Raw genomic sequence first — 13023 nt, 5'->3', positions numbered from 1 at the left:
GAGTTTAGCCATGACCGAATTAGTAAGAGAAGTATCAGAAAACGATCAGTTAAGAGCCGATATCTACCAGCTTTTGGCGGCGCTACTACGCAGCCAGCCAAGCGCTGAATTATTGCAGTTCCTTTCAAGCCTTGAAATTGATGTCGATGATGACAGCGAGATCACTAAAGCTTGGTCGGCGCTGAAATTAGCGGCAGGGCAATTCACTAGTGATCAACTAGAAGATGAGTATTTCAGCATCTTCTTAGGTGTCGGCAGTGGTGAGATTTTACCTTACGGCAGTTGGTTTATGACTGGGTCGTTGATGGATAAGCCATTAGCGTTACTGCGTCAGGACCTGATGCAGTTGGGCTTTGAGCGTACCGATGAAGTGAAAGAGCCAGAAGATCATGTCGCCGCGCTGTGCGAAGTCATGGGGACCTTAATTTTAGAGGCGCCAGGTTATCGCCAGTTGGCTTTTTACCAACGTCATATTGGTAGCTGGATTGATCGTTTCTGTGACCATTTAGGCCGAGCACCAAGTGCGGCATTTTATGCCACCGTTGCACAGCTGGCTAAGGCGTTTTTTGTCATTGAAGCCAACGAGTTTGAACAACTGAGTTTAAATATTCCGGTGAACTGCCCTGGCAGTGAATCGGAAAAGATTGAACCGACAACCAGTGAACTCGCGTCATAGGTTGAAGGTTTACGCTTTGTGCCAGCTCGTTGTATGAGCTGGCGTAGCAAAACTTGAGGGTTCGCCCTCAATCATAGTCGGGTTGCCACTTTAAGATTAACCGAAACCGAGTTTCTGTTAACCGAGATGATTAAAGTAGCGACTCAAATTAAGTATAAAAATTAGGAGACACTATGAAGAAGCAAGCTTCCGATATGGGTCGTCGTCAATTGCTAAAGGCATTGGCTGTGGGTAGCGCTGCTGGTGCAGTGGCCACTGTTAGTGGCCAGGCAATGGCTGCTACGCCAACACCTGCTAAAGATACAGCACATGGTGATGGCTACCACGAGACGGATCATATTCGTAGTTATTACGCGTCGTTACGTACCAAGTAAGCCGCTTGTTAGTGGTTTATGAATCGGTAATTACGCAGTAATTCAATAATATTAGGAGAGTGTGTGATGCGATTAACCCGCAAAACAGACCAGGCAGAAGCTGCTAAAAAGCCCGTCCTAGGTCTAAACCGTCGTCAGTTCCTTCAGACAGCAGGTCTTGCTACTGGTGGTATTGCCGCGGCCTCTATGCTTGGCGCTGGTATGATGCGTAAAGCAGAAGCAAAAGAAGTTCCTCATGATGCGCCAACTGAAGTAAAACGTACTATCTGTTCTCACTGTTCTGTGGGCTGTGGTATCTATGCTGAAGTTCAAAATGGTGTATGGACAGGTCAAGAACCTGCTTTCGATCATCCATTTAACGCTGGTGGCCACTGTGCAAAAGGTGCAGCACTGCGTGAACACGGTCATGGTGAGAAGCGTCTTAAGTATCCAATGAAACTGGAAGGCGGCAAGTGGAAGCGTCTCTCTTGGGAACAAGCCATTGAAGAAGTTGGCCAAAAAGCACTCGATATCCGTGCTGAATCGGGTCCTGACTCTGTATTCTTCATGGGTAGTGCAAAGTTCTCTAACGAGCAAGCTTACATGTACCGTAAATTCGCAGCAATGTGGGGCACCAACAATGTCGACCACTCAGCGCGTATTTGTCACTCTACCACTGTAGCCGGTGTTGCAAACACTTGGGGTTATGGTGCGCAAACCAACTCTTTCAACGATATTCGTAACGCAAAAGCGATGATGTTCATTGGGTCTAACCCATCAGAAGCACATCCTGTTTCAATGCAGCATATCTTGGAAGGTAAAGAGCGTGGCGCGAAGATTATCGTCGTCGACCCTCGTTTCACCCGAACTGCAGCTAAAGCTGATGAGTTCGTGCATATTCGCCCTGGTACAGATATTCCTTATATCTATGGTCTACTGTGGCACATTTTTGAAAACAAGTGGGAAGATCAGAGCTTCATCGATCAGCGTGTTTACGGTATGGAACGCATCCGCGAAGCCGCTGCTAAATGGACGCCAGCCGAAGTTGAAAATGTGGTTGGTGTACCGCCAGAGCAGATGTATCGCGTAGCTAAAATGCTTGCCGAAACTAAGCCTGGTACGGTTGTTTGGTGTATGGGTGGTACTCAGCATCACGTTGGTAACGCCAATACCCGTGCTTACTGTATCCTGCAGCTTGCCCTAGGTAATATGGGTGTAGCTGGTGGTGGTACTAACATCTTCCGTGGTCACGATAACGTGCAGGGTGCAACGGACTTTGGTCTGCTGTTTGACACACTACCGGGTTACTATGGCCTCAAGACAGGATCTTGGAAGCACTGGTGTAACGTATGGGACTTGGACTACGAATGGGTTAAAGCCCGTTTCGACCAAGCACAATACCTTGGTCAAGATCCAATGACCTCTACAGGTATCCCATGTTCTCGTTGGCATGATGGTGTGTTAGAAGATAAGTCTAAGATTGCGCAGAAAGATAACATTCGTATGTCATTCTTCTGGGGTCAGTCTGTTAACACCGAAACCCGTGGTCGTGAAGTGCGTGAAGCATTGAACAAGATGGACACGGTAGTGGTTGTGGATCCATTCCCAACGATGGCAGGTGTTATGCACACCCGTACCGATGGTGTATATCTGCTACCGGCTTCAACTCAGTTTGAAACCTACGGTTCAGTATCGGCTTCTAACCGTTCACTACAGTGGCGTACACAGGTGATTGAACCACTATTTGAGTCTAAGCCTGACCATGTGATCATGTACAAGCTAGCTAAGAAGTGGGGCATCGAGAAAGAGTTCTGTAAGCATATTCAGGTCAATGGTGATGAGCCATTAGTTGAAGACATTACTCGTGAGTTCAACAAAGGTATGTGGACCATTGGTTACACAGGCCAGAGCCCTGAGCGTCTGAAGATGCACCAAGAAAACTGGGGCACATTCGACATTAAATCGCTTGAAGCACCAGGCGGCCCAGCTAAAGGTGAAACCTACGGTCTGCCTTGGCCATGTTGGGGCACACCAGAGATGAAGCATCCTGGCACGCAAATTCTGTATCGCACAGGTCGTGAAGTGAAATACGGTGGTGGTAACTTCCGTGCACGTTATGGTGTTGAGCACGAAGGTAACAACATTTTGGCTGAAGGCTCTTACTCTAAGGGCAGTGAAATCAAAGATGGTTACCCAGAGTTTACCGACAAGATGCTTAAGCAGCTTGGCTGGTGGGATGACCTAACTGCTGAAGAGAAAGCGGCTGCTGAAGGCAAAAACTGGAAGACTGATATCTCAGGTGGTATTCAGCGTGTGGCGATTAATCATGGCTGTATTCCTTACGGTAACGCTAAAGCGCGTTGTATTGTATGGAACTTCCCTGATGATATCCCTGTGCATCGTGAGCCACTTTATACGCCTCGTCGTGACTTGGTGGCTAAGTACCCAACTTATGATGACCGTATGGTTGCGCGTCTTCCTACCCTGTACAAGTCTATTCAGGATCAGGATTTCGCCAAAGACTTCCCTATTGCGCTGACCTCTGGTCGTCTTGTTGAATATGAAGGTGGTGGTGAAGAAACTCGTTCTAACCCATGGCTAGCAGAACTTCAGCAAGAGATGTTCATCGAGATCAACCCTGCCGATGCGGCAGATCGTGGTCTACGTGATGGTGATACGGTTTGGGTTCACAGCCCTGAAGGTGCCAAGATCAAGGTTCAGGCCATGGTTACACCACGTGTTATCGCAGGTGAATGTTTCATGCCATACCACTTCGCTGGTGTCTTCGAAGGTCAAAGCCTTGAGAAGAGCTATCCAGAAGGCACGGTTCCATACGTCATTGGTGAATCAGCCAATACCGTATTGACCTATGGCTATGACGTTGTGACGCAGATGCAAGAGACTAAGTCTAGCTTGTGTCAGATCACCAAAGCCTAACTGAACTTGATGAGGAGATAAGCCATTATGGCAGTCATGAAATTTCTATGTGACACCAAACGCTGCATCGAGTGTAACGGTTGCGTCACAGCTTGTAAGAACGAAAACGATTCCGCTCTTGAGTGGGGTATTCAACGTCGCCGCGTAGTGACCATTAATGATGGTCAGCCAGGTGAAGCATCTATCTCAGTGGCATGTATGCACTGTACTGATGCCCCTTGCCAAGCCGTTTGCCCTGCAAACTGCTTCTACAAGACTGAAGACGGCTTAACACTACACAATAAAGATACCTGTATCGGTTGTGGTTACTGCCTCTACGCTTGCCCATTCGGCGCGCCTCAGTTCCCTAAAAAGGGCGCTTTTGGTAGCCGTGGCAAGATGGATAAGTGTACTTTCTGTGCTGGTGGCCCAGAAGAGACCTTCTCTGAAGCAGAACGTCAGAAGTATGGTGCAAACCGTTTAGCTGAAGGTAAGTTGCCTATGTGTGCAGAGCTTTGTTCAACCAAAGCACTGCTTGCTGGTGATGCAGAGATTGTTTCTGGCATCTACCGTGAGCGTATTGCTGCACGTGGTAACCCTAATGCGATTTGGGGTTACACCCCAAAGACAGGCGCCTAAAGTGAATAGGACGATGAGCCCTTGGGTTCATCGTCTGTAAAGGAGTGACTATGTTATTAAAATCACTGCGCAGCCTATTCACTGTGTTGGCACTGCCTCTCATTCTTGCAATGGGGTTAGGCTTGAGCGCCACGGCATACGCCGTTGACGATCAAACCAGCCAGCAGATGGCTACCGCGACAACTAGCGATGCCGATTTGTGGAGAGCCGTTCAGTCTGGGGAATCTGGATACACTACTGAAAAGGGTGTTGAAGGTGGTGTGTTGATCAATGTGTCTGCTATTGAAGGCACAAACATTAAAAATGAGTATTTAACGCCTGCAATGGCACTGGCGGTTGTCGGTGTTTTCGGTGCGTTTTTACTGTTTTTCTTGGTCAATGGTCCATCAAAGTTAAGCCACGGTTTCTCTGGCAAGATGGTGTTGCGTTGGACTAAAGCCGATATCTGGCTTCACTGGCTACTTGCGATATCTTGCATGGCATTGATCTTTACCGGTCTAAATATCATGTTAGGTAAGCATGTACTGCAACCTTATGTGGGCACAGGTATTTGGGCATCGTTGATCTACGGTAGTAAGACTATCCATGATTATGTGGGTCCGCTGTTCATCATCTCGTGGGCATTGTGTGTGGTTAAATGGATGCCGCTGCAAACCTTTAAGATGTATGATCTGAAATGGTTCTTAGTCGTTGGTGGTTACATCAACTTTGGCCCATTTAAAGGCAAGCACCCAGACAGTGGTTTCGCCAATGCTGGTGAGAAAATGTGGTTCTGGACACTGACATTCTTCGGTCTGTTTATTAGTGTGTCTGGCATCATGTTGGTTTTACCTGCTTTAGACCTTCCTCGTGAAGCCTCTATGGCGGCGCTGCTTATTCATGGTATTAGCGCGATTATTCTAATTGCCTTTACTATTGTTCATATCTGGATGGCCACCGTGTTAAGTGAAGGTGGTATGGAGTGTATGAAGTCTGGTTACTGTGATGAAAACTGGGCTGTACAACACCATAACCTTTGGTATGACGAGATCAAAGAAAACGGTACCTTGCAATATAAAGAGTAATTCTTTCACTTTAGCTAACCCAGCTAGAGCAGCAGAAACCGCTTGATAAAGCACCTCGTTGGGTAACCATCGAGGTGCTTTTTATTACCACTAAGCTTCTTACATTATCTCACCGACAAGGTGTTCCTTTTAGGCGTTAACATTTCCGCCCTTAAGCCCTCTTTTGCCCAAGTCTTATATCGCTTAATGATAACTGTTATCGCTATTTTTCAATTATTTAGTGATACAAATTTGTTACATCTCTCAGAGGAAAATCCGCTGATTTAATGTGAGTGTTGAGGTGTTTTAATTCAATAAATATGACTGGCTTAACACTTTGGGATTCTATTCACTTTTGTTGACTAATGAACCCGATTCAGATCAATTTTTCCTAAGCACAACTTGCTTATATTGCACGGGTAATTAATTGGATGTTTTTAATAAATATACAGATTTTACCAAATTGATACCTGCGTTCAACATTCGTGCAACGAGTGTGTTGCTAACCAATTTGAATAAAACCATCCCTACTCTATGAATCTTCCTAATTTCACTAGGAGCAAGAATGAAAAAGCAACAGCCCGATCTCAATCGTAGATCATTGCTGAAAGCACTCACCATAGGTGGTACGGCCGGTGTGGCCATTGCCGCAAGCGGTGTTAGTGTTGCTAATGCAACAGAAAATAAGACCAGTGTAAAAAACACTGATGGCTACCATGAAACTGCTCATATCCGCAGTTATTACAACAGCCTGCGTAGCTAATTAGGAGAATTCCAGCGATGAAGTTAACTCGCAAATCAAATGAGGCCCCAGTCGTTGCTAAGCAAACACTTGGGATTAGCCGTCGTCAATTTATGAAGCATGCAGGTATCACATCTGGTGGTATTGCAGCGGCTTCTCTTCTTGGTACAGGCATGATGCGTCGCGCCGAAGCCAAAGATATTCCACATAATGCACCAACTGAGATCAAGCGCACCGTATGTAGTGCATGTGCGGTAGGTTGTGGCCTTTATGCTGAAGTTCAAAACGGTGTTTGGACGGGACAAGAGCCTGCATTTGACCATCCGTTTAATGCTGGTGGTCACTGTGCGAAAGGTGCAGCCCTTCGTGAACATGGTCACGGCGAGAAGCGTCTAAAATACCCAATGAAGCTAGAAGGCGGTAAGTGGAAGAAAATTTCTTGGGAGCAAGCTTTTAGCGAAGTAGGCGACAAGATGTTAGATATCCGTCAAGAGTCGGGTCCAGATTCACTTTACTTTATGGGTAGCGCTAAGTTTTCTAACGAAGGTTGCTACATGTATCGTAAATTTGCGGCTATGTGGGGCACTAACAACGTCGACCACTCAGCACGTATTTGTCACTCTACCACGGTAGCCGGTGTTGCAAACACTTGGGGCTATGGTGCGCAAACTAACTCTTTCAACGACATTCAAAATGCTAATGCCATCTTCTTCATTGGGGCGAACCCAGCTGAAGCGCATCCAGTGGCGATGCAGCATATTCTGATCGCGAAAGAGAAAAACAACGCTAAGATCATCGTTGTTGATCCACGCTTCTCTCGTACTGCTGCACACGCTGATCACCACTGTGCACTGCGTCCAGGTACTGATATTCCGTTCATCTACGGTATGCTTTGGCATATCTTCGAAAATGGCTGGGAAGATAAAGCCTTTATCGAGCAGCGTGTATTTGAAATGGAATCTATACGCGAGGAAGTGAAGAAGTTCCCACCTAAAGAGGTTGCGGACATCACTGGCGTGAGCGAAGAAGACGTTTACCAAGCGGCGAAGTTAATGGCTGAAAATCGTCCTGGTACCGTTGTATGGTGTATGGGTGGTACTCAGCATCACGTTGGTAACGCCAACACACGTGCTTACTGTATCCTGCAGCTTGCTCTGGGTAATATGGGCGTTAAAGGTGGCGGAACAAACATTTTCCGTGGTCACGATAACGTACAGGGCGCAACGGATTTAGGTCTACTGTTTGATAATCTTCCTGGCTACTACGGCTTGACTTCAGGCGCTTGGACGCACTGGAGCCACGTGTGGGATCTTGACTTAAATTGGGTTAAAGGCCGCTTTGATCAAAACAGCTACCTTGGCCGTGTACCGATGAACACTCCTGGTATTCCGTGTTCACGTTGGCACGATGGTGTACTTGAGACACCTGAAAAGCTAGCGCAGAAAGATCGCGTTCGTATGGCGTTCTTCTGGGGTCAGTCAGTTAACACTGAAACTCGTCAGCGTGATGTGCGTGAAGCACTAGACAAGATGGACACTGTGGTTGTTGTGGATCCGTTCCCAACTATGGCTGGTGTTATGCACAACCGTAAAGACGGTGTGTATTTATTGCCTGCGGCAACCCAGTTCGAAACTGAAGGTTCAGTATCTAACTCTGGTCGTAGCCAGCAGTGGCGTGAGAAGGTTATCGAGCCATTATTTGAATCTAAGACTGACCTTGAGATCATGTATCGTCTTTCTCAAAAGCTTGGTTTTGCTGACGAATATACCAAGCGTATCGCCAAAGATGCCAAAGATATGTTGGTCATTGAAGACATTACTCGCGAAATCAACCGCGGTATGTGGACCATTGGTATGTCAGGCCAAAGCCCTGAGCGTTTGAAGCTACACACCCAAAACTGGGGTACTTTCAGCAATAAGACGCTTGAAGCTGAAGGTGGTCCTGCGAAAGGTGAAACCTATGGTCTACCTTGGCCATGCTGGGGCACACCAGAGCAGAAACACCCGGGTACACAGATCCTGTATAACACACACAAGCACGTGCTTGAGGGCGGTGGTAACTTCCGTGCCCGTTATGGTGTTGAGTACAAAGGTAAGAACCTATTGGCTGAAGGTAGCTTCTCTAAAGGTGCTGAAATCCAAGACGGTTACCCAGAATTCAGCGCTGACATGCTTAAGCAACTTGGTTGGTGGGACGAGCTAACGGCCGCTGAGAAAGCAGAGGCTGAAGGCAAAAACTGGAAGACCGATATCTCTGGTGGTATCCAACGTGTGGCAATGAAGCACGGTTGTATTCCATTTGGTAACGCTAAAGCACGTTGTATTGTTTGGACTTTCCCTGATCAAGTGCCTGTGCATCGTGAGCCGCTTTATACGCCACGTCGTGATCTTGTATCTAAGTACCCAACCTATGATGACATGCAAGTGCATCGCCTACCAACACTGTACAAGTCAATTCAGCAGAATGACAACACAGCTAAGTACCCACTAGGCCTGACTTCTGGTCGTCTGGTTGAGTATGAGGGTGGTGGTGAAGAGTCGCGCTCTAACCCTTGGCTAGCAGAGCTTCAACAAGAGATGTTTGTTGAAATTAACCCTGCTGATGCGGCTGACCGTGGTATCCGTAATGGTGACACTGTATGGCTAGAGGGTGCGGAAGGTGGTCGTATTAAGATCCAAGCTATGGTGACTCCACGTGTGAAACCAGGTGTTACTTGGATGCCATACCACTTTGCGGGTGTGATGCACGGTGAAAGCCTAGAGAAGAACTATCCAGAAGGTACAGTGCCTTATGTGATTGGTGAGTCTGCGAACACGGCCTTAACTTACGGTTATGACCCTGTGACGCAGATGCAAGAGACTAAAGCTTCGCTTTGTCAGATCACTAAAGCCTAAGTACTGGGAGAATTGCCAACATGGCTACAATGAAATTTTTATGTGACACCAAGCGCTGCATCGAATGTAACGGCTGTGTCACTGCATGTAAGAACGAAAACGATTCCGCTCTTGAGTGGGGTATTCAACGCCGCCGCGTGGTGACCATTAATGATGGTATGCCTGGTGAAGCGTCAATCTCTGTGGCATGTATGCATTGTACTGATGCACCTTGCCAAGCCGTTTGTCCTGCAAACTGCTTCTATAAGACAGAAGACGGCTTAACGTTGCACAATAAAGATACCTGTATCGGTTGTGGTTACTGCCTTTACGCTTGTCCGTTTGGCGCGCCTCAGTTCCCTAAAAAGGGTGCTTTTGGTAGCCGAGGTAAGATGGACAAATGTACTTTCTGTGCCGGTGGTCCTGAAGAGAACCATTCAGATGCAGAGCGTCAGAAGTACGGTTCAAACCGTATCGCTGAAGGTAAGCTGCCTATGTGTGCTGAACTGTGTGCGACTAAGTCGCTACTTGCTGGTGATGCTGAGGTTATCTCAAACATCTTCCGTGAGCGTGTTGCATACCGTGGTTCAAAAAATGCGATTTGGGGCTAAATCCCAACTTGTATAACGCCACATTAATCCACGCCGTACCTTAGGGGCGGTGTGGACGATAAGGATGTAATATGAACAAATGGTTCAAACAATTTAGCGTGATTCTCGCGTTAGTGATTGGCACGACATTCAGTGCGCTGTCATTTGCACACGATGGCGCGACTGACCATAGTCATGGCGCAACAGAAGGCCAAATTTGGGCGCAATTGCAAGCTGGCGCAACGGGCGAAACCACTTCTCATGGTGAGTTTCATAATCAGCCTATCAATAGCTACGACTTGCGAGTACTGGAGTTACGCAGTGACTGGTTGGCACCAGCTCTGATGGCTGCGCTGTTTGGGATGATCATCATCTTTGTGTTGTTTATCAAAGTGAATGGAATCTCTAAGCTACACGGTGGTTTCTCGGGCAAGTTAGTGTATCGCTGGTCGAAATTCGACGTGTCGATCCATTGGCTTGGCGCGATTCCTTGTTTGCTGTTGATCTTAACTGGTCTCACTTTGTTAGCAGGACGTTTTTTCTTCCAGCCATATATCAGTGAAGGCATCTGGGCTGGATTTGTCTATGGTGCTAAGCAAGTGCATGACTTCATGGCTATTCCGTTCATGATCGGTTGGGCATTGATGACAACCCTTTGGGCTAAGAATCAGTTGCCGAAGATGTACGACTTGAAGTGGATGTTGGTTGTTGGTGGTTACATTAACTTCGGTCCATTTAAAGGTAAGCACCCCGATGCAGGTTTTGCTAACGCTGGTGAGAAACTATGGTTCTGGGCGTTTGCTGCATTTGGTCTAGTGATATCAGCTTCAGGTATGTTGCTGCTATTCCCGAACTTGTTCGAGCCTAGCCGTACCTTAAGCCTAATCGCTTTAGTGCTTCACTCAGTCAGTGCCATCATTATTACCGCATTCTCTATTGTGCATATCTTCATGGCGACAGTGATGTCTGAAGGTGGTATGGAGTGTATGGTTTCTGGTTACTGTGATGAGACATGGGCAAGCCAGCACCATAACCTTTGGTTTGACGAGATCAAAGAGAACGGTACGCTTAAGTATAAAGAGTAATCTTTAAGCTACGAGCTACGAGCTACGAGCTACGAAATGAAACACCTCGCTGGGCAACTGGCGAGGTGTTTTTTTATCCCTACTGTTGGCAATGCGCCACGCCAATCTCGCGAGTTATATACTAAGCTCAAAATATTGGTCGTTAAGGTGTTGGGTCATGGTGACGGCTAAAAAGGTGATAGATAGCTTGGGAAAAGTTGAGGTGCCTATCGAGGTGTTTTATGCCGCGCAAACGGCAAGGGCGATAAACAATTTCCCTATTAGTGGCCAGAGAATGCCGATAAGTTATATTCGAGCGTTGTTACTGGCAAAGTGGGCCGCGGCCGAAGCCAATGCAGAGTTAACCCTACTTGAACAGCCAACCGCAGTAACGATATTATCCCCAGCAGCATACATATCAGTGCGCTGTTGGCCCTAGAGCATTGACTGTTTCCCTCCTTGGTTTTTCTGGTCGAAACCATTCAGACGAAGGCGCTACAGGTTGACGATGTGGTTAAAATTGGGCGTACCCATTTAATGGATGCCATGCCTGTTCGCATGAGCCAAGTACTGGATGGCTGGGCTAGTCAAATTGAGCAATGTATAGCGATGATTCAAGCGCTGCGCAACTAATCTGTGCAGAGATGGGCTAGGTTGAGTTGAAGGAGCTGGGATGATAAAAGTTAGCGCCATTATTGCGATAACCTTGGTTATATCGCTGGCTGCATTGGTGTTGGCCAATCTCTTTGCTACCAGTTTGTTGGCTTTTCAACGTGATCTCATTAATGGGTTCAGTATAGTAGTGTTAGGTATTGTGGCTGTCGACTTACTGTTTATTATACTCAAAAAGCGCAAAACGGTATCCGAAAAAGCAAAAGAGACTGATTAAGGTCAGTCTCTTCGCTAGCTTTGTCTAGGCTGCTTGCTTTACCAAGCTTTTTCTAAAATCTCACGGCTGACATCTAGGCCTAGATCGCCAGACTCCGATAGCGCCGTCATACCATGAGCTTCCAGAGCGTTAATGATATCGTCAATTTGCGCTTTGGCTATGTCGTAGTCACGCAGGCGTGTTTTGAGTCCTACTTGCTGGAAGAAGGCTTCGGTTTTGGCAATCGCTTGCTCGACGCGGCTCTCTTCATCGCCATCTGTGATATCCCATACGCGTTCAGCATATTGCAATAATTTCGCATGCTTCTGTGTTTTGCGTACACGCCATACTGATGGCAAGAGTGCCGCTAAGGTTTGTGCGTGATCGATATGAAACAGCGCAGTGAGTTCATGGCCTATCATGTGTGTGGTCCAGTCGAATGGCACACCCGCGCCTATCATGCCGTTAAGCGCTGAAGTGGCACTCCACATCAAGTTCGCTCGCGCTTGATAATTTTCTGGTTCGGCTACTGTAATAGGGCCAATTTCGATCAGTGTTCGCATGATCCCTTCAGCTGTTCTGTCTTGTACTCGTCCATCGACAGGATAAGTGGCATATTGTTCAAGCACATGAACGAATGCATCGACCACACCGTTAGCCACTTGGATCTTGGGTAAGCTGAAGGTGAGTGTTGGGTCTAGCATCGAAAAGGTAGGATAGATGCTGGGATGGTTTACTGGGAACTTACCACCTTGATAGCTTACAACACCAAAGGCGTTCATTTCTGAACCCGTCGCTGGCAAGGTTGCAACAGTTCCAAGCGGCAACACATCTTTCGCATCGACAGGAACTGGCGCGAATCCATGGAATAGCAGACTGCTGGTATCACCTTCAAACTTTGTCGCTAGGGCAATAAACTTGGTGCCATCCATCACCGAACCACCGCCAACAGCTAACAGGAAGTCAATCGACTCCTTTCGGGCAAGTTCAGTAGCTTGCATTAAGGTCTCATACTTGGGATTGGCCTCGATACCACCAAACTCAAACACTGTGCGACCGCCCAATGCGCTAAGTACCTTATCGAGCGTACCGAAACGCTTAACGCTGCCGCCACCATAGGTGACTAAAACTCTGGCATCGGCAGGTATGAGTTGGTCTAGCTCCGCAAGTCTCTCTTTGCCAAATACAATGTGAGTTGGATTTCGATAGTCAAAATTTAGCATGGGCGTTACCTTTCTTTAAAGCTATAGGATCTGAGG

General features: G+C 47.2%; 13 protein-coding genes. 12 read left to right on the top strand and 1 reads right to left on the bottom strand.

The window, feature by feature from the left end; genetic code table 11:
• Positions 1–10: 10 nt before the first annotated feature.
• From L876_RS0108470 to L876_RS0108415, 12 genes are all read left to right on the top strand, one after another.
• Positions 11–676, top strand: coding sequence for a TorD/DmsD family molecular chaperone (locus tag L876_RS0108470; RefSeq protein WP_028763408.1), 666 nt, complete (start codon positions 11–13; stop codon positions 674–676).
• Between the two features lie 173 nt (positions 677–849).
• The gene (locus tag L876_RS0108465; RefSeq protein WP_028763407.1) at positions 850–1050 is read left to right on the top strand and encodes a twin-arginine translocation signal domain-containing protein; all 201 of its coding nucleotides are present in this window, start codon (positions 850–852) and stop codon (positions 1048–1050) included.
• A 66-nt stretch (positions 1051–1116) separates the two neighbouring features.
• On the top strand, positions 1117–3966 hold the full coding sequence (locus tag L876_RS0108460; RefSeq protein WP_028763406.1) for a formate dehydrogenase subunit alpha: 2850 nt from the start codon (positions 1117–1119) through the stop codon (positions 3964–3966).
• A 27-nt stretch (positions 3967–3993) separates the two neighbouring features.
• Positions 3994–4584: a formate dehydrogenase FDH3 subunit beta gene (gene fdh3B / locus L876_RS0108455; RefSeq protein ID WP_028763405.1), complete on the top strand. Its 591-nt coding sequence runs from the start codon at positions 3994–3996 to the stop codon at positions 4582–4584.
• Positions 4585–4634: 50 nt separating this feature from the next.
• Entirely contained in the window at positions 4635–5648 is a 1014-nt protein-coding gene (locus L876_RS0108450) for a formate dehydrogenase subunit gamma (protein ID WP_028763404.1), read from the top strand.
• Between the two features lie 544 nt (positions 5649–6192).
• Entirely contained in the window at positions 6193–6390 is a 198-nt protein-coding gene (locus L876_RS0108445; RefSeq protein ID WP_028763403.1) for a twin-arginine translocation signal domain-containing protein, read from the top strand.
• Between the two features lie 17 nt (positions 6391–6407).
• On the top strand, positions 6408–9263 hold the full coding sequence (locus L876_RS0108440) for a molybdopterin-dependent oxidoreductase (protein ID WP_028763402.1): 2856 nt from the start codon (positions 6408–6410) through the stop codon (positions 9261–9263).
• A 20-nt stretch (positions 9264–9283) separates the two neighbouring features.
• Positions 9284–9853 (top strand): formate dehydrogenase FDH3 subunit beta, encoded by a 570-nt coding sequence (fdh3B, locus tag L876_RS0108435; RefSeq protein WP_028763401.1) that lies wholly within the window; start codon positions 9284–9286, stop codon positions 9851–9853.
• Between the two features lie 71 nt (positions 9854–9924).
• Complete coding sequence (locus L876_RS0108430) at positions 9925–10917, top strand: formate dehydrogenase subunit gamma (RefSeq protein ID WP_028763400.1); 993 nt, start codon at positions 9925–9927, stop codon at positions 10915–10917.
• A 157-nt stretch (positions 10918–11074) separates the two neighbouring features.
• Positions 11075–11335 (top strand): hypothetical protein, encoded by a 261-nt coding sequence (locus L876_RS23170; RefSeq protein WP_028763399.1) that lies wholly within the window; start codon positions 11075–11077, stop codon positions 11333–11335.
• 71 nt (positions 11336–11406) lie between these two features.
• A complete protein-coding gene (locus tag L876_RS23165; RefSeq protein ID WP_281179886.1) occupies positions 11407–11529 on the top strand; it encodes a lyase family protein in 123 nt (40 codons plus the stop codon).
• A gap of 40 nt (positions 11530–11569) precedes the next feature.
• Complete coding sequence (locus L876_RS0108415) at positions 11570–11785, top strand: hypothetical protein (protein ID WP_028763398.1); 216 nt, start codon at positions 11570–11572, stop codon at positions 11783–11785.
• A gap of 38 nt (positions 11786–11823) precedes the next feature.
• Here L876_RS0108415 and L876_RS0108410 read toward each other — a convergent pair whose 3' ends face one another.
• Complete coding sequence (locus L876_RS0108410) at positions 11824–12987, bottom strand: iron-containing alcohol dehydrogenase (RefSeq protein ID WP_028763397.1); 1164 nt, start codon at positions 12985–12987, stop codon at positions 11824–11826.
• Between the last annotated feature and the right edge of the window lie 36 nt (positions 12988–13023).

Origin of the sequence: Shewanella colwelliana ATCC 39565 (genome assembly GCF_000518705.1) — a bacterium.
Taxonomy (GTDB): domain Bacteria; phylum Pseudomonadota; class Gammaproteobacteria; order Enterobacterales; family Shewanellaceae; genus Shewanella; species Shewanella colwelliana.
The sequence above is the reverse complement of the archived record's forward strand: the minus strand, read 5'-3'. Positions and strand labels throughout refer to the sequence as shown.